15 protein-coding genes and 2 rRNA genes are annotated in these 19,908 nt (G+C 70.3%); 7 read left to right on the top strand and 10 right to left on the bottom strand.

All coding sequences use genetic code 11. The features are described 5' to 3' along the window. Positions 1-302 precede the first annotated feature (302 nt). Complete coding sequence (gene secA / locus AB0I83_RS03495) at positions 303-3,128, bottom strand: preprotein translocase subunit SecA (protein ID WP_356534121.1); 2,826 nt, start codon at positions 3,126-3,128, stop codon at positions 303-305. Positions 3,129-3,367: 239 nt separating this feature from the next. On the opposite strand from secA, the gene AB0I83_RS03490 reads away from it, so the two are divergent. After that, complete coding sequence (locus AB0I83_RS03490) at positions 3,368-3,955, top strand: GNAT family N-acetyltransferase (RefSeq protein ID WP_356534122.1); 588 nt, start codon at positions 3,368-3,370, stop codon at positions 3,953-3,955. Positions 3,956-3,964: 9 nt separating this feature from the next. Beyond that, on the top strand, positions 3,965-5,143 hold the full coding sequence (locus tag AB0I83_RS03485) for a crosslink repair DNA glycosylase YcaQ family protein (RefSeq protein WP_356842209.1): 1,179 nt from the start codon (positions 3,965-3,967) through the stop codon (positions 5,141-5,143). A gap of 24 nt (positions 5,144-5,167) precedes the next feature. On the opposite strand, the gene AB0I83_RS03480 is transcribed toward AB0I83_RS03485, so the two are convergent. The 7 genes from AB0I83_RS03480 to mtnA form a co-directional block, all read right to left on the bottom strand. Beyond that, positions 5,168-5,920, bottom strand: coding sequence for a response regulator transcription factor (locus AB0I83_RS03480; protein ID WP_356534126.1), 753 nt, complete (start codon positions 5,918-5,920; stop codon positions 5,168-5,170). A 193-nt stretch (positions 5,921-6,113) separates the two neighbouring features. Continuing rightward, positions 6,114-6,803 carry a ribosome-associated translation inhibitor RaiA gene (gene raiA / locus AB0I83_RS03475; protein WP_356534127.1) on the bottom strand — a complete coding sequence of 230 codons (690 nt, stop codon included), beginning with the start codon at positions 6,801-6,803 and terminating at the stop codon, positions 6,114-6,116. A 322-nt stretch (positions 6,804-7,125) separates the two neighbouring features. Further along, positions 7,126-7,887 carry a ComF family protein gene (locus AB0I83_RS03470; protein ID WP_356842207.1) on the bottom strand — a complete coding sequence of 254 codons (762 nt, stop codon included), beginning with the start codon at positions 7,885-7,887 and terminating at the stop codon, positions 7,126-7,128. Positions 7,888-8,094: 207 nt separating this feature from the next. Next, a complete protein-coding gene (locus AB0I83_RS03465; RefSeq protein ID WP_363303457.1) occupies positions 8,095-9,960 on the bottom strand; it encodes an LpqB family beta-propeller domain-containing protein in 1,866 nt (621 codons plus the stop codon). After that, positions 9,950-11,962: an MtrAB system histidine kinase MtrB gene (mtrB, locus tag AB0I83_RS03460; protein ID WP_363303455.1), complete on the bottom strand. Its 2,013-nt coding sequence runs from the start codon at positions 11,960-11,962 to the stop codon at positions 9,950-9,952. Before mtrB ends, AB0I83_RS03465 begins: the two co-directional genes overlap by 11 nt. Position 11,963: 1 nt before the next feature. Continuing rightward, positions 11,964-12,653: a two-component system response regulator MtrA gene (gene mtrA, locus AB0I83_RS03455; protein WP_187282414.1), complete on the bottom strand. Its 690-nt coding sequence runs from the start codon at positions 12,651-12,653 to the stop codon at positions 11,964-11,966. A gap of 4 nt (positions 12,654-12,657) precedes the next feature. Beyond that, positions 12,658-13,803 (bottom strand): S-methyl-5-thioribose-1-phosphate isomerase, encoded by a 1,146-nt coding sequence (mtnA, locus tag AB0I83_RS03450; protein WP_363303453.1) that lies wholly within the window; start codon positions 13,801-13,803, stop codon positions 12,658-12,660. 140 nt (positions 13,804-13,943) lie between these two features. On the opposite strand from mtnA, the gene AB0I83_RS03445 reads away from it, so the two are divergent. From AB0I83_RS03445 to AB0I83_RS03425, 5 genes are read left to right on the top strand one after another with little or no spacing between them, the layout of a single operon-like run. Further along, positions 13,944-15,152 carry a glycerophosphoryl diester phosphodiesterase membrane domain-containing protein gene (locus AB0I83_RS03445; RefSeq protein ID WP_356842202.1) on the top strand — a complete coding sequence of 403 codons (1,209 nt, stop codon included), beginning with the start codon at positions 13,944-13,946 and terminating at the stop codon, positions 15,150-15,152. Positions 15,153-15,156: 4 nt separating this feature from the next. Beyond that, positions 15,157-15,849 (top strand): DUF4129 domain-containing protein, encoded by a 693-nt coding sequence (locus AB0I83_RS03440; RefSeq protein WP_363303452.1) that lies wholly within the window; start codon positions 15,157-15,159, stop codon positions 15,847-15,849. Beyond that, complete coding sequence (locus tag AB0I83_RS03435) at positions 15,846-17,075, top strand: DUF4350 domain-containing protein (RefSeq protein ID WP_363303451.1); 1,230 nt, start codon at positions 15,846-15,848, stop codon at positions 17,073-17,075. The genes AB0I83_RS03440 and AB0I83_RS03435 overlap by 4 nt, the downstream gene beginning before the upstream one ends. Next, positions 17,072-18,091: a MoxR family ATPase gene (locus tag AB0I83_RS03430; protein WP_363303450.1), complete on the top strand. Its 1,020-nt coding sequence runs from the start codon at positions 17,072-17,074 to the stop codon at positions 18,089-18,091. The genes AB0I83_RS03435 and AB0I83_RS03430 overlap by 4 nt, the downstream gene beginning before the upstream one ends. Positions 18,092-18,101: 10 nt before the next feature. Then, positions 18,102-19,415, top strand: coding sequence for a DUF58 domain-containing protein (locus AB0I83_RS03425; RefSeq protein WP_363303449.1), 1,314 nt, complete (start codon positions 18,102-18,104; stop codon positions 19,413-19,415). A gap of 226 nt (positions 19,416-19,641) precedes the next feature. Here AB0I83_RS03425 and rrf read toward each other — a convergent pair. Both rrf and AB0I83_RS03415 read right to left on the bottom strand, forming a co-directional pair. Further along, a 5S ribosomal RNA gene (rrf, locus tag AB0I83_RS03420) occupies positions 19,642-19,758 on the bottom strand. A gap of 78 nt (positions 19,759-19,836) precedes the next feature. Next, positions 19,837-19,908, bottom strand: a 23S ribosomal RNA gene (locus AB0I83_RS03415); the annotation flags it as partial.

Here is a 19,908-nt window from a genome sequence, read left to right as displayed (position 1 = left end):
CCGAGGCCTGGGGCGGACGCCTCCACGGCCGGGGAGGGCGTCGCCCCGGGGGCCCTGGGAGCCGAGTCCACGCCAGTCCCGGCCGCGGCCGCGCGTGTCCCCCTCGGGGCATTCGCGCCGACCCGTACGCCGACCCACCGCGCCCCGCCGGAAGCCGCACAGCGGCGCCCACGGGCCGCCGCCGCCCGCCGCCTCACCCGCGCACACCACGACGCCCGCAGGCCCGGAGAACCCACAGCAGACGGCCTGGGCCGGACACCCCGCGGTGTCCGGCCCAGGCCGTCTACGGAACGCGCGTCCCGCTACTTCTTGCGGCGGCGACCGCCGCCACCGCTCTTCTGCGCCTTGCGGCGCTCCGCACGCGTCATGCCGTCGCCCTCGGACTGCGCGGCGTCACCGTTGGAGAAGTCGCCCTCGACGACACCGCCCTCACCGTCCACCGTGGGAGCGGAGAAGTGCAGCCGGTCCGGGCGCTGCGGTGCGTCCAGGCCCTTGGCACGGATCTCCGGACGGCCCGTCCCGGCCGCCACCGGGGCGTCCTTCTTGTCGAGCGAGGTCCGCTCCGCCGCGTCCTGCACCGGAACCTCCTCGACCTGCTGCTCGACCTGGACCTCCAGGTTGAACAGGTAGCCGACGGACTCCTCCTTGATGCCCTCCATCATGGCGTTGAACATGTCGAAGCCCTCGCGCTGGTACTCGATCAGCGGGTCCTTCTGCGCCATCGCCCGCAGGCCGATGCCCTCCTGGAGATAGTCCATCTCGTAGAGGTGCTCACGCCACTTGCGGTCCAGGACGGACAGCACCACACGCCGCTCCAGCTCACGCATGATGTCCGAGCCGAGCGACTTCTCGCGCTCCTCGTACTGCTCGTGGATGTCGTCCTTCACCGACTCCGCGATGAAGTCGGCCGTGACCCCGGCGAGGTCGCCGGCGGCCTCCTCGAGCTCGGCGACCGTCACCTTCACCGGATAGAGCTGCTTGAACGCGCCCCACAGACGGTCCAGGTCCCACTCCTCGGCGAAGCCCTCCGCCGTCTCCTGGCGGATGTAGTCGTCGATCGTGTCGTCCATGAAGTGACGGATCTGGTCCTGCAGGTCCTCGCCCTCCAGGACACGCCGGCGCTCGCCGTAGATGACCTCGCGCTGCCGGTTGAGCACCTCGTCGTACTTCAGGACGTTCTTACGCGTCTCGAAGTTCTGCTGCTCCACCTGCGACTGCGCGGAGGCGATCGCACGGGTGACCATCTTGTTCTCGATCGGGACGTCGTCGGGAACGTTGGCCATCGACATGACCCGCTCGACCATCTGCGCCTTGAACAGGCGCATCAGGTCGTCGCCCAGCGAGAGGTAGAACCGGGACTCACCCGGGTCGCCCTGACGGCCGGAACGACCGCGCAGCTGGTTGTCGATCCGTCGCGACTCGTGCCGCTCCGTGCCGAGCACGTACAGCCCGCCGAGCTCCTTGACCTCCTCGAACTCCGCCTTCACGGCCTGCTCGGCCTTCTCCAGCGCGGCGGGCAGGGCGGCGGCCCACTCCTCGACGTGGTCGACGGGGTCGAGACCGCGCTGACGCAGCTCCGCCTCGGCGAGGTCGTCGGGGTTGCCGCCGAGCTTGATGTCCGTGCCTCGGCCGGCCATGTTCGTGGCGACCGTGACCGCGCCCTTGCGGCCGGCCTGGGCGACGATCGTCGCCTCACGGTCGTGCTGCTTGGCGTTGAGGACCTCGTGCTGGACACCGCGCTTGGAGAGCTGCTGCGAGAGGTACTCGGACTTCTCGACGGACGTCGTGCCGACCAGGATCGGCTGCCCCTTCTCGTGCTTCTCCGCGATGTCGTCCACGACCGCGGCGAACTTCGCGACCTCGGTGCGGTAGATCAGGTCCGACTGGTCGGCACGGACCATCGGCCGGTTCGTCGGGATCGGCACGACACCCAGCTTGTAGATCTGGTGGAACTCGGCGGCCTCGGTCATGGCCGTACCGGTCATGCCGGAGAGCTTGCCGTACAGGCGGAAGAAGTTCTGCAGGGTGATCGTGGCGAGCGTCTGGTTCTCGTCCTTGATGTCCACCCCTTCCTTCGCCTCGATGGCCTGGTGCATGCCCTCGTTGTACCGGCGGCCGGCGAGGATACGGCCGGTGTGCTCGTCGACGATCATGACTTCGCCGTCGATGACGACGTAGTCCTTGTCCTTCTTGAAGAGTTCCTTGGCCTTGATGCCGTTGTTGAGGTAACCGACGAGCGGGGTGTTCACCGACTCGTAGAGGTTGTCGATCCCCAGCCAGTCCTCGACCTTGGAGACACCGGGCTCGTGGATGGCCACGGTCCGCTTCTTCTCGTCGACCTCGTAGTCGCCGGTCTCCTCGATGCCCTTGAGCGGGTTGCCCGGCTCACCCCGGGTGAGACGGGTGACCAGCTTGGCGAAGTCGCCGTACCACTTGGTGGCCTGGTCCGCGGGGCCGGAGATGATCAGCGGCGTACGGGCCTCGTCGACGAGGATCGAGTCGACCTCGTCGACGATGGCGAAGTTGTGGCCGCGCTGGACGAGCTCGTCCTGGGACCACGCCATGTTGTCGCGGAGGTAGTCGAAGCCGAACTCGTTGTTCGTGCCGTACGTGATGTCGCACGCGTACTGCTCACGGCGCTGCGCCGGAGTCATGTTCGCGATGATGCAGCCGACCTCGAGACCGAGGAACTTGTGCACCCGGCCCATCATCTCGGAGTCTCGTTCGGCGAGGTAGTCGTTGACCGTGATCAGGTGCACGCCCTTGCCGGAGAGCGCGTTGAGATACGCGGGCAGGGTGCCGACGAGGGTCTTGCCCTCACCGGTCTTCATCTCGGCGACGTAGCCGAGGTGCAGCGCGGCGCCGCCCATCATCTGGACGTCGTAGTGGCGCTGTCCGAGGACACGCTTCGCGGCCTCACGGACGGTCGCGAACGCTTCGGGGAGCAGGTCGTCCAGGCTCTCGCCGTCCGCGTACCGTTCCTTGTACTCGTCGGTGAGGGCCCGCAGCTCGGCGTCGGAGAGGTTGACGAAGTCCTCTTCGATGGAGCTGACCTGGTCCGCGATGCGGTGCAGTTTGCGCAGGATCTTGCCTTCGCCTGCACGCATGAGCTTGTTGAAGACGGACACTGAGGCTGGTCTCCTTGCCGGTCGGGCCTGGCACTGGGTCGTGTTATGGACTCTGGCGCGGGCACGGCAGGTAGGCCCTACCGCAACGGCCATCGTAAGCGAGGACCCCGCCGCGCCGGGAGGCTGCTGCCGCGATGTCCCCATCGCACCCTTCCAGGACAACGGACGGAGGGTACGGAAGGTGCCGGGCTGCCCGAAAAGAGCTCGCGTCCCGAGGGTGCCGTCAGCAGAATTCCCTCATGGATCCCACAGCCCTGACCACCGGCCGCCTGCTGCTGCGGCCCTTCGAGCCCCGGGACGCGGAAGAGACGTACAAGGCCTGCCAGGACCAGGCGATCCAGCGCTGGACGGTCATTCCCTCCCCGTACACCCGTGCCGACGCCGAACTCTTCACCCGGAAGCTCTCGCCCGCCGGGTGGCAGGACGACACGATGTACAACTTCGCGGTGCTGCTGCGGGACGGCGGGACGCTCGTCGGTGCGCTCGGCGTCAACCGCCGCAGCCCCGGCACGTACGAGGTGGGCTTCTGGACGGCCACCGGGCACCGCGGCGCCGGCTACACCACGGAAGCGGTCCTCCGGGCCGCCCGCTGGGCGTTCACCGAGCTCTCGGCGGACCGCCTGGAGTGGCGGGCGGAGATCGGCAACTCCGCGTCCCGGGCCGTCGCCCTGCGTGCCGGGTTCCGCATGGAGGGCGACCAGCGGTCGGCCCTGCTCAACAAGGGCGTGCGGCTCGACACGTGGACGGGCGCACTCCTCCCGTCCGACCTGGGGCTGCCCGGCACCCGGCCGCGCCGGCCGGCCACCGATGTCGGTGCCGCACCCTAGGGTCGTCGTATGACCTCTGTGCCGCAGCCAGTTCTGGAACTCTCCGCCGACCAGGCCCGCCGGATCGCCCTTCGCGCACAGGGTCTCCTGGGCGCCCCGGACCGCCGCGGCGGGGTCCGGGGCGTGCTGCGCGATCTCGGTGCCGTACAGCTCGACACGATCTCGGTCCTGGCCAGGTCGCACGAGCTCGTGCCCTACGCACGCCTGGGCGCCCTGGGCCGCCGCGCCGTCGACGAGGCCTACTGGTCGGGCGGCCGCTCCTTCGAGTACTGGTCCCATGCCGCGTGCGTCCTGCCGGTCGAGGAGTGGCCGCACTTCGCGTTCCGCCGCCGCGCCTACCGCGCACGCCCGCACTGGAACCACGACCTGCCCGACGGGGCCTACGAGTCGGTGATCAAGCAGCTGAGCACCGAGGGCCCGCAGACGGCGACCGAACTCGGCGGCGCGAAGAACGGCGGCGAGTGGTGGGACTGGTCGGCGTCCAAGGTCGCCGTCGAGCGGGCCCTGATGTACGGCGAGGTGGTGTGCACCGAGCGGCGCGGCTGGAAGCGGGTCTACGACCTGGCCGAGCGCGCGATCCCGGGCCCCCTCCTCCACGACGACATGGACGACGCGGAGTGCCTGCGCAGGCTGGTGGCCCTGGCCGGGCGTTCGCTGGGCGTCGGCACCCGGGCGGACATCGCCGACTACCACCGGCTCAAGGCCGAGCAGTTCGACGCGGTCGTGGCGGACTCCGGACTGGTTCCGGTGTCCGTGCGGGGCTGGACGAAGCCGGCGTGGGCACATCCGGAGGCCCTGGCCTCGGAGCCGCGGGGACGGCACCGCACGACGCTCCTGTCACCGTTCGACTCACTGATCTGGGAGCGGGCACGCACCGAGCGGATCTTCGGCTTCATCCACCGACTGGAGGCGTACGTCCCCCGGCCCAAGCGGATCCACGGCTACTTCGCGATGCCCCTGCTGGCAGGCGGCAGGCTGCGGGGCCGGGTCGACCCGGCCAGGGAGGGGACCACACTCGTCGCACGCCAGGTGTCCCTCGACGGCGGGAACTCCGTGACGCCGATGGCCGAAGCCCTCGCCGAAGCGGCGTCCTGGGTCGGCTGCACCGGCGTCCGGCTCGAGCGGGTCGACTCACCGGAGCTGCGTGAGCCCCTGATGGCGGAGATCACCCGAGTCCTCGGCCGATGACCGTCCCGGGCGCCCCGTGCCACTTCATCGGATCTCGAGGATCTTCTCCCGCATGGCATAGACCACGGCTTCCATCCGGGAGTGCAGCTGGAGCTTCTCCAGAATATTGCGGACGTGGTTCTTGACCGTGTTCTCCGAGATGAACAACTCCTTCGCGATATCACGGTTGTTCATACCCGTGGCCACGAGTTTCAGCACCTCCAGCTCCCGCTCGGTGAGACGCGGCGCGGGAACGAGCCGACGCTCGTCGGTTCGCTGGATCATCGACTTGAACTCGGTGAGCAGCTTGGACGCCATCGACGGGCTGATCTGGGACTGGCCGTCCGCCACCGCGCGAATCGCCGTGGCCACCTCGTCGGTGGAGATCTCCTTGAGGAGATAGCCGGTTGCACCCGCCTTGATCGCCTCGTAGAGGTCGGCCTCCTCGTCGCTGATGGTCAACATGATGATCTTCGCGCTGGGGGCCACCTCCTTGATCGAGGTACACGCCTCGATACCCCCGCGCTTGGGCATCCGCACGTCCATCAGCACGATGTCCGGCAGCAGGTCCGCCGCCTTGTCCACCGCCTCGGCGCCGTCCCCCGCCTCTCCGACGACCTGGATGTCCTCCTCCTGGGCGAGGACGATCTCCAGCCCCCTGCGGAAGAGCGCGTGGTCGTCGACCACGAGAACCCTGATCGGTTCCTTACGGGAACTGCCGCCGTCCGCATCGAAGTCCGCACCGGTAGTGCTGCCGGCATCGGTCGTCCCGCGCACGGGCCCGAAGGTGTCCGCCATCGTTCCTCCCCCTGAAGGCCACTGCCTGAGGTCACAGGCCGCCCGCCAACACCAGTGCACAGCGCACCGATTGGTCCGGGACGCCATGCTTTCATGCCTGGCCGCCGAAGCGGTGCCCCGCGGACACGAACGGTGCCCCCGGCCGCGCGCGAACGCTTCCAGGGGCACCGTGTCCGGACTGTGAACGGCTGTGTCAGCCGCCGAGCGCACCGCCCGCGCCGCCCGCGCCGTCGGAGGCCAGCGGGTCGGTCCTCAGGTGGATGACACCGTAGTCATAGGCGTGCCGACGGTAGACGACGCTGGGCTCCTTGGTCTCGGAGTCGACGAACAGATAGAAGTCGTGACCGACCAACTCCATCTCGTAGAGCGCCTGGTCGAGCGTCATCGGCGCTGCGACGTGCATCTTCTCGCGCACCACGAGCGGCCCGTCGCCCTGCACCTCGAGCGACCCGATCCTCTTCGTGGGCACGGACTGCTCCGGCTCCTCGGGGATCAGTTCACCGTCACCGTTGAACGAGGCGGCATCCGGCACGACCTCGGCAACCTCGGCCGCGGACAGCCGGCCGTTGCCGCGCCTGCTGTAGCGCTTGTCGTGCTCCTTGCGCAGCTGCGTGTCCAGCTTGTCAGTGGCCAGGTCCAGCGCTGCGTACGGGTCGCCTGCCGCCGCTTCCGCCCGAATGACCGGCCCACGCGAGCGGAGCGTGATCTCCACCCTCGCCGCACGATCGGCCTGACGGGGATTGGGCTCCTTGGACACCTCCACGTCGAGGCTGATGACCTTGCCGTCGAACTTCTGGATCTTGTCCAGCTTCAGTTTCTCGGCCACGTGCTTGCGGAACCGCTCGGGCACCTCGGTCTTGCGGCCCTTGACGACGATGTCCACGCAGAACTCCGTTCCCGGATCGCTCCGCTTCGGCGGCGGAGCATCTCCCTTTTGCACCAGGCTCCAGTGATCACCGGAGCCGCGGACTCGGTGACTTTCACCTCCTCCTCCCCCACCGGCGGAGTATCAACCCCACCGACTTCCACGCTTCTGGCCTACTGGTGAGTTACCTGCCCGAAACCTGGTGGTGCATTCGTCGAGGTGCGGAATTCACCGTCCCTCACAACCGAACATAGCCTGCCCACCACCGTGTCGGCACCCGCTACTCACGCGTACCTCCGATCAGGGCCCTTTACCCACTCACTACCTGCAACGACGCAACTTAACTGTCAGTTCCGGATCGGTTCCGGTTGAAATCGAAAGCAGACGGGGAAGCCGCGACGACGGCGGCCCGGAGCCCCTCCGCGGCCGCACCGTCGGAACGCCCCGCGACCCGCCCCGCCACGCTCCTCGCGGCACGGACCGCGCGGGCGGCCTCCGACAGCGAGGCACCGGTCGTCAACAGGTCGTCCACCAGCACCACCCGGCCGCGCTCCAGGTGCCGGCCGGCACCGTCCGTCACCACCAGGGCGCCCGCCAGGTTCACCTGCCGCTCGCGGGCTCCCAGCCCTGCCTGGTCGGCCACGGACCGCGCCTGTCCGAGCACGGAGAGCACCCGGGCCCGCGTGCCCCCGCGCCGCAGTTCGGCGGCGGCCGCGAGCGCGATCCTGCGCACGGGATCGTGCCCACGCGCGGCCGTGGCCCGGCGCGCCGACGGCACGGGCACCAGGAGTAGCGGCTCCGCGCACCCCACTCGCCCCGAACCGGCCTGTACGGACGCTGCCAGCGCCCTCCCGAGTGCTCCCGCGAGCCCGAGTGCCCCGCGCTCCTTGTGAGCCAGCAGCATCGCGCGTACGGCGTTCTCGTACGGCGCGACGGCGTGGACCTCGGGAAGCCCGGCCGGCTCGGGCGCCGGTCTCACCCGGCACGGCGCCCGCGCGAGCGCCGCCGCACACTCCTCGCACAGCTCCGTACGCGGCCTGCCGCAGCCACCGCAGGCCACGGGCAGCACCAACCCCACGATCTCCCGCCACCATCCCCGCACAGCACCCACTCTGGCCGGGAAGCGGACACCGGACCAGCCCTGTGGAAAACCCCCTGTGGACAACGTGCCGGAGAACGGAGAACGGAGAACGGGAGAGGGGCGGCGAGGCACCCGGGCGGTCCCGCCTCTCCCCGCCGCGTGCCTCCGCCGCCCGTTCCGTCCTCCCGCAGCGCCGCCCGGGAGCCCCGCCGGATCCGGGTACTCCGCTCAGCCCGGGTAGACCAGCGACGAACCGTCCTTGAGGACCGTCTGCCAGTTGTCGCCGGGCGACAGCTTCACTATCCCGTCGCTCTCGGTGTCCGCCATCAGCGGCAGCTGTTCGTCATCCGCCGCCGCGACCGCGGTCACCAGGTTCACGCCCGGCAGGACCCCGGAGGCCGACGTGGAGCCGTCGGCCTGCACGTACCGCACCTGCTGGACGCCGCCCTCCTCCTTACCGACCACGACGAGCCGGCTGCGGCCCGACCAGGACACCGCCGTCACCTCGGCGAGCTGAGGCGCGGCCTGGCGCAGGTCCTCCACCGACACCGTCTCGGACCCGCCGGCGCCGTGCCGCTCGACCCGGCCGATGTACAGGGTCGTGTGACCGTCCTTCGACACCCGCAGCGCGATCCGCACCCCGTCGGCGGAGAGGCGCAGCGCCTCGATGCGCCCGCCGTCCAGGCCGGGAACCGAGACCTCCTGCGGCTCCCCGGCACCGTCCACCAGGCGCAGCAGCCTGGGGTCGTCCGGATCGCGGTCGGCGACCCACAGGTCACCGCCGCCGTCCCAGCTCGGTGCCGACAGCCGGTCCGCGGCCTTGCTCGCCTCGCTGGTCACCACGGGGGCGCCCGGCTCGCTCTCCGCGACCAGCGAGGACACGTAGAGGTACTGCTGGTTCGCCGAGACCGCCGCCGCCCGCTGCTCGTCGCGGGCCACACCGACGGCGCTCATGGCCACCGTCCCGTTGCCGAACGGGCCGGTCACCGGCTCGGGATCACCGCTGCCCTTGTTGCTGCCGGGCATGCGCATCACATGCCCCTCGTCGTCGACGAAGTACTGGCTGTCGGGAGTACCGGAACCCCCGTCCGCGGAGAACTCCTCGGCCTCGTCCGCCCCGAGGGAACACAGCGGCCCCTGCCCGCCCTGCAGCTCCACCTGCCCCACCCTGGCGGACGTCAGGTCGCGCAGCGTGAAGAGCACCTGGGCGGCCATCATGCGGCAGACACCCTGCCCCGCCTTCTCGGCCTTCTTGTTGAGCGGCACCTTCAGGACGTTCTGGTCGTCGGGCGCCAGCGACGTGACGCCGCTCTTCAGCGCCGTACCGGTGGGGAACCGCGAATCGACCACCGGCCGCAGCCAGTTCGAAGGCCCCGCGAGCAGCGCGCGCACCGTCTGCGTGGTCGTGTCCATCCGCGTGACCGGGTCCGTGCGGTTGCGTACGTAGACGGGATCGGCGACCAGCGCGGGCTCCTCGTCGGTCCGGCCCGCGGCGAAGTAGTACTTGTTCACCGAACGGTAGAGGCGCTTGAAGTCGGACTGCCCGAGCACCAGGCCGTCCGGCACGACGTCGATACGCCATTCCTGCTTGCCGCCCGCCGCCTTCTCCCTGACCAGATGCAGCATCTGGGAGTACTCCGTCGGCGCCAGCGGCCGGTAGGAGCTCTGCGAGTCGACCGCGGCCACCTGCTCGCCGGTGAGCGTGTAGGTGGTCTCGGCGGCCCTGCGTTCCTTGTCGTGGATCGTGGGCCCGTTGCGGTTGGGTGCCTTCGCGAGCACCGTGGTGCCCCCGCTCGGCTGCCAGGTGCGGGCCGCCCCCGCGGTCAGGTACTTGCGGGTGGTCCGGAAGTCGGGGTCGTCACTCGTCATCGACTCGAGGAAGCCGTCGACGACCTCCAGGGGCGCGGCGCCCTCCCTCGGCGGGACGGCGTACACCTGTACCTGGGAATCGCCGGGCTGCGAGGCGTCGACCGGCTTCACATCCCCCGTGACCGGCATCGCTCCGCACCCCGCGAGCACCACCACGCCGCAGGCGAGCAGCGCGGACAGCCGCACCGCCCGGCCGTGGCCGCCCCGACGACGCTCAGTGTCCACGAATGGTGTCCTCCCGCTCCGGGTCCTGCGTCTCTGGATCGCCGCCACCGCCGGGCCGCTCACCGGCCGGACGCGACACGACACGCGCTCCGTTGCCCGGCAGCGCGGCCGGATGGACCGACGCCGGGTTGCGCGACGCGGCCGGAGCGAGCGGCGAACGCGCCGAGCCGGACTGGTTCGGCACGGCCATCAGCCGGTGCTCGGAAACGGCAGGCACCGCCTCCGCACGCTCACGCTCCTCCCTGTTCCGCCGGGAGTCCTCAGGCTCGAGCGGTATGGGCGACCCGCGCAACGGCTCGTCCGCCGTACGCGGCAGGGTCAGCCGGAACTGCGAGCCGCCACCGGGCTCGCCCCACGCCTGCAGCCAGCCGCCGTGCAGCCGCGCGTCCTCGACGGCGATCGACAGCCCGAGGCCCGTGCCGCCCGTCGTCCGGGCGCGTGCGGGGTCCGCACGCCAGAAGCGGTTGAAGACCCTGGTCGCCTCGCCGGGCTTGAGCCCCACGCCGTAGTCCCTGACCGCGACGGCCACCGCACCCTGGGCCACACCCATCCGCACGACGACGTCCCGGCCCTCACCGTGCTCGACGGCGTTGACGACGAGGTTGCGCAGGACCCGCTCGACACGGCGCGCGTCCGCCTCGGCCACCACGGGCTGCTCGTCACCGACCACTCGGATCCGGCTGCCCTTGCGCTCCGCCAGCGGCTCGGCACCGCCGATCACCCGCCGGACGACCGTGCGCAGATCTATCGGTTCGGCTTCCAGCGCCGCGGCCCCCGCGTCGAACCTGCTGATCTCCAGCAGATCGGACAGGAGGGACTCGAAGCGGTCGAGCTGGTCCCCCAGCAGCTCCGCGGACCTGGCGGTCACCGGATCGAAGTCGACGCGCGCCTCGTGGATGACATCGGCGGCCATGCGTACCGTCGTCAGCGGGGTTCGCAGCTCATGGCTGACGTCGGAGACGAAGCGCCGCTGCATCCGGGAGAGCTCCTCCAGCTGCTGAATCTTCAGCTGCAGGTTCTGCGCCATCTTGTTGAAGGCCTCGCCGAGGCGGGCGATGTCGTCCTCGCCGGTGACCTTCATCCGCTCCTGGAGCCGGCCCGCGGAGAGCCGCTCGGCGATCCCCGCCGCCATGCGTACGGGCGTCACGACCTGGCGCACCACGAACCAGGCGATGGCCCCGAGCAGCACCACCACGAACAGTCCGGCCGTGGCCAGGGTCGTCGTGACCAGGGTCAGCGACTTCTCCTCCTGTGCGAGCGGGAAGAGGTAGTACAGCTCGTACGGGTTGTGGTCGACGTCGTAGAGCCGCTTGCCCACGACGAGCCCCGGCTCCGGGCTCTTCCCGTGGGAGTACCTGATCAGCGAGTACGTCTGGAAAGCCCCCACGCCCTTGGCCACGTCGTCCCGCAGCTCCTGCGGGATGGACGACGCATCCACACTGCCCGAACCGCGCGGAGCACGGCTCGTGCCCTGTCCGGCCGAGCCCGCGCTGAGCGCCACCACGTTGAAGGCGTTCGTGCCACCGCTGGCGAGCTGGTCGACGAGCTCGGTACGCCACGAGGAGTTGGCCGTCATACCGTCGGCGCCCTCCTCGCTCTGGTCACCGGGCACCAGCGGAGCGTTCGCGTTCGTCTGCGCGGCCGCGAAGCCGCCGGCCGCCTGGGTCTGCGCGGCCTTGCCCTTCGCGTCGAGCAGGCCGTTGCGGACCTGCCCGATCACGACGAACCCCAGGAGCAGCACCACGGCGATCGACATGAGCAGCGTGCCCGCGACCACGCGCAGCTGGAGATTGCGCCGCCACAGCCGGACGGCCGGGAGCAGCGGCCCGCTGATCCACCGCATCAGCAGCCGGGGCACGGGGCTGCCGGGTGCCCGGTCGCTGAACAACCGGGCAGCCCGCGGGACCCTGCCGAAGCGGGAGAACATCCGTACCGGACCGGCAGCCCGCTCCGTACGGGCCCCGGTGCCCCCGGGTGGCGGAGCAGCGCTGCCCAGGGTCATGTCAGCTCGGCCCGGCCTTGTAACCGACACCACGGACGGTCACGACGATCTCCGGCCGCTCGGGGTCCTTCTCGACCTTCGAGCGGAGCCGCTGGACATGCACGTTCACCAGGCGGGTGTCGGCGGCATGGCGATATCCCCATACCTGCTCGAGCAGCACCTCACGGGTGAACACCTGCCACGGCTTGCGGGCGAGAGCGACCAGCAGGTCGAACTCCAGCGGGGTGAGGGCGATGGACTGCCCCTCCCGCTTCACCGAGTGGCCGGCCACGTCGATGACCAGGTCACCGATCGTGAGCTGCTCCGGCGCAGGCTCTTCCGACCTCCGCAGACGTGCCCTGATCCGGGCGACCAACTCCTTCGGCTTGAACGGCTTGACGATGTAGTCGTCGGCCCCGGACTCCAGGCCCACCACCACGTCCACCGTGTCGCTCTTGGCAGTGAGCATGACGATCGGCACACCCGACTCGGCCCTGATCAGCCGGCAGACCTCGATGCCGTCCCGTCCGGGCAGCATGAGGTCCAGCAGCACCAGGTCGGGCTTGGCCTCACGAAATGCGGCCAGTGCCTTGTCGCCGTCCGCTACGAACGACGGCTCGAAACCTTCTCCCCGCAGCACAATGCCGAGCATCTCGGCCAGTGCGGTGTCGTCGTCGACGACAAGGACGCGTCCCTTCATAAACGACATCATCCCATTAGCTAATCGTTACCTGCGATGATCTGGCACACAGCTCTGCCAGTCCGACCCCCGTTACCGGGGAAATGACACCCTCATCCGTGACGATCGCCGTGACCAGTTCGGGTGGCGTGACATCGAACGCGGGGTTGTACGCCTTGGTTCCCGGGGGTGCGACGGCGATCCCGACCCCGCCGCCGCCGGCCGGAAACCCCGGCCTCGATGTGATCTCCGTCACTTCGATGCCGGAACGCTGCTCGACGACGATCGCCGTGCCCTCCGGTGTCTCCAGATCGACCGTGGTGGTCGGAGCCACGACGATGAACGGCACATGGTGGTACTTGGCGAGCACCGCCAGCGGATAGCTCCCCACCTTGTTGGCCACGGAGCCGTCCGCGGCGATCCGGTCCGCACCGATGAGTACGGCATCCACCTCCCCCGCCGCAAACAGCGAACCCGCCGCACTGTCCGTGAGCAGGCTGTACGGCATCCCGTTCCGGGCCGCCTCGTACGCCGTCAGCCGGGCCCCCTGCAGCAGCGGTCTCGTCTCGTCCACCCAGAGCTGCCGGAGCCTGCCCTCACCGTGTGCCCTCAGAGCCACCGCGAAGGCCGTCCCCGCACCGCCGGAGACGAGTGCCCCGGTGTTGCAGTGGGTCAGCAGACGGTGCCCGTCACCCGGCAGGAGTTCGCCCAGCAGGTCCAGGCCGTACTGCGCCATCCGCCCACTGGCCTCGGCATCCTCCCGGTGCAGAGCCCGCGCCTCGGCCAGGGCGGCCGCGGCGGCCACCGACGTGTCGGCACCCCCCTCGACCGCCGCCCGGTACACAGCGGCCACCCTCCGCGCCCCGTACCCGAGATTGACCGCGGTGGGCCGCGCCCGCTCCAGCAACTCCGCCGCCGACTCCACGTCCTCACCCCGGGCAGCGGCGAGCGCGACCCCGTAACCCCCGGCAATGCCCAGCAGAGGAGCGCCGCGCACCGCCAGCGTGCGGATCGCCTCCACCAGCGCGGGCACATCGGCGCACACGAGATCGACCTCCTCCGAAGGAAGCCGCGTCTGGTCGACAAGCACCACGGCGGGCCCTTCCGGGGGCTCGTACCAACGGAGTGCGGAGAGGGCCGGGGGCTCGATGCCCACCGGCGATTGCGCGTCCTGATCAGCCATCCACCCAGTCTGCCCGCTGAACCGCCCGCGCATGAAGGCAAGAAGGAGATGGAGGGCCCGACCCGCACCGGAGCGACGCGTGACACGATGGCTGCCAACCTGCCGCCCCGATGAGCGGACGGGACCGTGAAGGAGCGACGATGAACGACTCTCCGGGCTGGGCTTCGCCCGGATCCGCCCCCTCCGACGGCCAGGAAACGGGTATTCCGAAGCCGTCCCCGCCCGTGGACGAAGGTGGCCCCGCCGGTCAGTGGTCTCCCACCCAGCCGCCTCCGGGGCAGTGGACCCCGCCCGCCGCCCCCGGCAACGGTCCCGGCGCACCCCCGCCCGCTCCCGGCCGGGCCGGGATGCCCCCGGGATCCGGGTGGGGCGGTCCGCCCACGGCGGCGAAGCCGGGAGTCATCCCGCTCCGCCCGCTGGGAGTGGGCGAGATCCTCGACGGCGCCGTCTCCACGATGCGCACCCACTGGCGCACCGTGCTCGGCGTCAGTCTCACCGTCTCCGTGATCGCCGAGATCGTGATCGTCCTCGTGCAGCGCTACCTCCTGCCGAGGCCGCCGACGGTCGACCCGAACGCCACCGGGACGGAGGCGCTCCGCCAGGCCACCGACTCGGCACAGTCGGAGCTGCTCACCAGCGCCCCGAGCACACTGGTCGCGATGATCGCCACGCTCATCACCACCTCGGTCCTCACAGTGGTCATCAGCCGCTCCGTACTGGGCCGCGGTGTGACGCTCTCCGAAGCCTGGTCCGAGGCCCGCCCCCGAATTCTTCCGCTCGTCGGGCTGACGCTCCTGCTGAGCCTCATGAGCGCCGCGATCATGGCCGTGGGCGTGCTCCCGGGCCTGCTCCTGGGCGACGGCGCCGGCGGACTCGCACTGACCTTCCTCGGGCTCTTCGCCGCGTGCGGCGTCGTCCTCTGGCTGATGATCCGCTTCACGCTCGCGGCACCGGCACTGATGCTGGAAAGGCAACCGGTACTCACCGCGCTGCGCAGGTCCGCGAAGCTGGTCAAGGGCAACTGGTGGCGGACCTTCGGGATCCTGGCACTCACCTACCTGCTGGTCATCGTCGTGACCTTGATCATCGCCGTCCCGTTCGGCATCATCGCCCTGGCAGTGGACAGCGACGGCCTGAGCGAGCTCCTCAACAGCAACTCGACCGACTTCGGCTGGCCCTTCCTCATCATCACCGGCATCGGCGACGTGATCATCTCCACGCTCGCCTACCCCTTCACCGCAGGAGTGATGGCACTGCTCTACGTCGACCAGCGCATCCGGCGGGAGGCCCTCGACCTCGAACTCGCCCGGGCCGCGGGCGTACCCGGCTACGACACCCCCAGGAACTGATGCGGTGACGCGGCCGGGGGGCACCACCGCGGCGGGACGCTTCATCAGGGCGGGCGAGGACATACCTGTGGACACCCCGCGCGTCCCCGCCCGCGAAGCGGCGCGCGACGAACTGTCCGACCCGATGTACCACGAGCACGACCCGAACCTCGTCGAACGCGGCATGGACCACTTCTGGGACTGGATCGGCGGACTCTTCGACAGCGCCGCCGGGGCCGCCCCGGGCGGCCCGCTCGGGCTCGTCCTCATCATCCTGGCCGTCATCGGCCTGGGCGCCGCCCTGTGGTGGAGGCTCGGGACGCCGCAACGCACACTCCACGCGCCCGACGCCCTCTTCGGCAGCACCACACGCAGTGCGGCCGGACACCGGACCGCGGCGGACGCCCACGCCGAAGCCGGGCGCTGGACCGAAGCAGTCCAGGAACGCATGCGCGCCATCGTCCGGTCCCTGGAGGACCGGACCGTCCTCGACCCGCGCCCCGGCCGCACCGCGGACGAGGCCGCCGACGAAGCCGGTCGGCTGCTGCCCGAGTACACCACCCGGCTCCGCACCGCGGCACGGGTCTTCGACGACGTGACGTACGGCGGGCGGACGGCCGACGAGACGGCGTACCTGAGTCTGTGCAGGCTCGACCAGGCCGTCGAGGCCGCCGAACCGCTCCTGACGGCCGGCCGGGCCGAGGGGGCCACCCCGTGACCCGCACGACGGCCGTTGCCACCACCTCGGACTCCCCTACCCCCCAACAGACATGGCTGCGCGTACGAGGCCTGCTGCTCGCCGTCCTCGTCCTCGTGCTCGCAGGGGTGGCCTACGCAGCGCTCAACTCCGGTGGCCGGCACGGCCGCCTCGACCCCCGGTCCCCGGACCCCGAGGGGAGCAGGGCCGTCGTCGAACTCCTCGAGGACCGCGGCATATCCGTCGACGTGGCGACCACGCTCGACGAGGCCACCGGCACGGCGGGACCCGACAGCACACTGCTCGTCGCCGGCCCCAACCTGCTCACCGCGGACCAGCAGCGGCGCCTCCGTACCGCAACCTCCGACTCCGAGGGGCGCACCGTCCTCATCGCCACCGCCGGCCCCTCCCTGGACCGGCTCGCGCCCTCCGCGCGTGCCGAGGCCCACGGGCCGGTGACCGCGCGCACCCCGAACTGCACCCTCCCCGCCGCTCGTACCGCGGGAACCGCCGACATGGGCGGCATCCACTACGCCACAGACGCACACGGGGCCGTCGGCTGCTACCGGGGCCACGGACACGACGCCCTCCTCATCCTGCCGGAGGCGAAGACGGGCGACACCGTCCTGCTCGGCTCCCCCGACATCTTCTACAACAACCGTCTCGACCAGCACGGCAACGCATCGCTGGCCCTGCAACTCCTCGGCTCCCGACCGCATCTCGTCTGGTACCTCCCCTCGCTCGACGATCCCTCCGCCGCCGAGACCGGCAGCGGCGGCTCCGACGACGACACCGGCGGACAAGCCGGCGGAGAGAGCGACTTCATCAGCCTGATCCCCTCCGGTTGGCTGTGGGGCACCCTCCAACTCGCCCTCGCCGCAGTGCTCGCCGCGATCTGGCGCGCCCGGCGCCTCGGCCCTCTGGTGACCGAGCGGCTACCGGTCGCCATCCGTGCATCCGAATCCACCGAGGGACGGGCCCGCCTCTACCGCAAGGCCGACGCCAGGGACCGCGCCGCCGCCACCCTGCGCTCCGCGACACGTCTCCGCGTCTCCCCCCTCCTCGGGGTCTCCCCCCGGGACGCCGACGCGCCCGACGTCCTCCTGCCCGCCGTCGCCGCACGCCTCAGCCCCTCGGCCACGGACCTCGGTGCCCTCCTCTTCGGCCCGGCTCCTGCCGACGACGCCGCGCTCCTCCTCCTGACCGACCAACTCGACGCCCTCGAAAGAGAGGTACGCACCTCATGAGCGCCCCGACCCCGGAGACCGTCGAGCCTGCGGCGACCGCACCCGCCCCTGCGGCCCCCGTCAACTCCGACAGCGCCCGCGCATCCCTGGAAGCCCTCCGTTCCGAGATCGCCAAGGCAGTGGTCGGCCAGGACCCGGCCGTCACCGGCCTGGTCGTGGCTCTCCTCTGCCGGGGCCACGTACTCCTCGAAGGTGTCCCCGGAGTCGCGAAGACACTTCTTGTACGGGCCCTGGCCGCATCCCTGGAACTGGACACCAAGCGCGTCCAGTTCACCCCCGATCTGATGCCGAGCGATGTCACGGGCTCCCTCGTCTACGACGCACGCACCGCAGAGTTCTCCTTCCAGCCCGGGCCCGTGTTCACCAACCTCCTGCTCGCCGACGAGATCAACCGCACTCCTCCCAAGACCCAGTCCTCCCTGCTCGAGGCCATGGAGGAACACCAGGTCACCATCGACGGCTCGCCCAGGCCGCTACCAGACCCCTTCCTGGTCGCGGCGACCCAGAACCCGGTCGAGTACGAGGGGACCTACCCGCTGCCCGAAGCACAGCTGGACAGGTTCCTCCTCAAGCTCACCGTCCCCCTGCCGTCCCGAGCGGACGAGATCGACGTACTCACCCGCCACGCGGACGGATTCGACCCTCGCGACCTCGATGCCGCAGGCATACGGCCCGTCGCAGGGCCTGCGGATCTGAAAGCGGCGCGCGCCGCCGTCGCCAAGACCTCGGTGTCCCCCGAGATCGCCGCCTATGTCGTGGATATCTGTCGTGCCACCCGCGAATCCCCCTCGCTCACCCTCGGTGCCTCCCCCCGAGGAGCCACCGCTCTTCTCTCCACCGCACGGGCATGGGCCTGGCTCACGGGCCGGGACTACGTCATCCCGGACGACGTGAAAGCTCTCGCCCTACCCACGCTTCGTCATCGCGTCCAACTACGGCCGGAAGCCGAGATGGAGGGAGTCACCGCCGACTCCGTCATCACCGCTGTACTCGCCCACGTCCCCGTCCCCCGGTGAGGCGGTGACCATGGCCCTCACCGGACGGGCCGCCTTGGTGGCGGCCCTGGGGTCACTCCCCGTAGGCATTCTGGCTCCGAGCTGGACCGGCGTACTCGCGGTCAACATCCCGCTCTCACTGGCAATTCTGTGCGACTACGCCCTGGCCGCGCCAGTGCGTACGCTCGAGTTCACTCGATCTGGTGATACATCCGTTCGACTCGGCGAGACCGCCGCCGTGCAACTCACCGTCACCAACACTTCGCGGCGCCGCCTCCGAGCACACCTTCGCGACGCCTGGCCGCCCAGCAGTTGGAGTTCGGAGGCCGAACAAGCATCGTCCCGGCACGAGTTCGCCGTACCACCAGGCGAACGCCGACGCCTCACCACGCTCCTCCGGCCGTCACGGCGCGGAGACCGTCAGGCGGAACGGGCCACCATCCGCTCGTTCGGTCCGCTCGGCCTCGCGGCCCGGCAGGGATATCACCGCGTGCCATGGACCGTACGGGCGCTACCTCCCTTCACCAGCCGCAAGCACCTGCCTTCGCGGCTCGCGAGACTCCGTGAACTCGACGGTCGTACCAGCGTGCTCACACGCGGGGAGGGCACCGAGTTCGACAGCCTGCGCGCCTACGTACCGGGAGACGACACCCGTTCCATCGACTGGCGGGCCACCGCCCGAGGTGCCGGGGTCGCCGTCCGGACCTGGCGCCCGGAACGCGACCGGCACATCCTCGTCGTCCTGGACACGGGACGTACGTCGGCCGGCCGCGTCGGAGACGTGCCCCGCCTCGACGCGGCCATGGACGCCACCCTGCTGCTCACGGCCCTTGCCACCCGCGCGGGCGACCGCGTGAACCTCCTCGCGTACGACCGGCGCGTCCGAGCCCAGGTACGGGGACGCGCGGCCGGAGCGGACGTCCTGGCGGCTCTCGTGAACGCAATGGCGCCCCTGGAGCCGGAACTCGTGGAGACCGACGCCCGGGGGCTCAGTACCGCAGCATTGGCCAACGCTCCCGGTGGCTCACTGATCGTCCTGCTCACGAGCATGGACGCCGCACCCATCGAGGAGGGTCTGCTCCCTGTGCTCCCACAGCTCACCCAGCGCCACACCGTCCTGGTGGCCGCGGTGGCGGACCCCGAGGTCGAGAAGATGGCCCGCGCCCGGGGCACCGTGGACGCGACCTACGAGGCCGCAGCCGGCACACAGACCCAGGCCCAGCGCAGACGGACCGCGGACCAGCTCCGCCGTCACGGCGTCACTGTCGTCGACGCCGCCCCGGACGCCTTCGCTCCCGCCCTCGCCGACGCCTACCTCGCCCTGAAGGCATCCGGCCGGCTGTGACAGGGCCGGCCGGACCGGAACGGTCCCCGACCCGACGCTCGGAGCTGAGCACCGCAGAAGCCGAACCCATGTCCATGTGTCCCTGCGGGCCGTGGAACCTGGCCTTGCGCACTCCGTCGGGACAGGTCTCTCGTTTGCCGGGTTCCACTCCCCGGTCGGCGACGTTCTGGTCCGGAACGCAGAAAAGCCCCGTGCCACAAGGGCACGGGGCTTTCCCGGAATAATTGTTCGGCGGCGTCCTACTCTCCCACAGGGTCCCCCCTGCAGTACCATCGGCGCTGAAAGGCTTAGCTTCCGGGTTCGGAATGTAACCGGGCGTTTCCCTAACGCAATGACCACCGAAACACTATGAAATTAACCAACACCGGAAAAAACACGGCCGTTCGTTATTTCAGAACCAACACAGTGGACGCGAGCAACTGAGGACAAGCCCTCGGCCTATTAGTACCAGTCAGCTCCACCCGTTACCGGGCTTCCACATCTGGCCTATCAA

Origin of the sequence: Streptomyces sp. NPDC049970 (assembly GCF_040660235.1) — a bacterium.
GTDB lineage: Bacteria > Actinomycetota > Actinomycetes > Streptomycetales > Streptomycetaceae > Streptomyces.
This window is presented reverse-complemented; position numbering and strand designations above follow the sequence as displayed.

What these genes read in the sequence shown, in the direction of transcription:
- AB0I83_RS03430 (WP_363303450.1), top strand. Translation starts at nt 17,072, where the DNA reads ATGAGCGCCCCGACCCCGGAGACCGTCGAGCCTGCGGCGACCGCACCC.
- mtnA (WP_363303453.1), bottom strand. Translation starts at nt 13,803, where the DNA reads ATGGCTGATCAGGACGCGCAATCGCCGGTGGGCATCGAGCCCCCGGCC.
- mtrB (WP_363303455.1), bottom strand. Translation starts at nt 11,962, where the DNA reads ATGACCCTGGGCAGCGCTGCTCCGCCACCCGGGGGCACCGGGGCCCGT.
- AB0I83_RS03425 (WP_363303449.1), top strand. Translation starts at nt 18,102, where the DNA reads ATGGCCCTCACCGGACGGGCCGCCTTGGTGGCGGCCCTGGGGTCACTC.
- AB0I83_RS03445 (WP_356842202.1), top strand. Translation starts at nt 13,944, where the DNA reads ATGAACGACTCTCCGGGCTGGGCTTCGCCCGGATCCGCCCCCTCCGAC.
- AB0I83_RS03490 (WP_356534122.1), top strand. Translation starts at nt 3,368, where the DNA reads ATGGATCCCACAGCCCTGACCACCGGCCGCCTGCTGCTGCGGCCCTTC.
- AB0I83_RS03480 (WP_356534126.1), bottom strand. Translation starts at nt 5,920, where the DNA reads ATGGCGGACACCTTCGGGCCCGTGCGCGGGACGACCGATGCCGGCAGC.
- AB0I83_RS03485 (WP_356842209.1), top strand. Translation starts at nt 3,965, where the DNA reads ATGACCTCTGTGCCGCAGCCAGTTCTGGAACTCTCCGCCGACCAGGCC.
- mtrA (WP_187282414.1), bottom strand. Translation starts at nt 12,653, where the DNA reads ATGATGTCGTTTATGAAGGGACGCGTCCTTGTCGTCGACGACGACACC.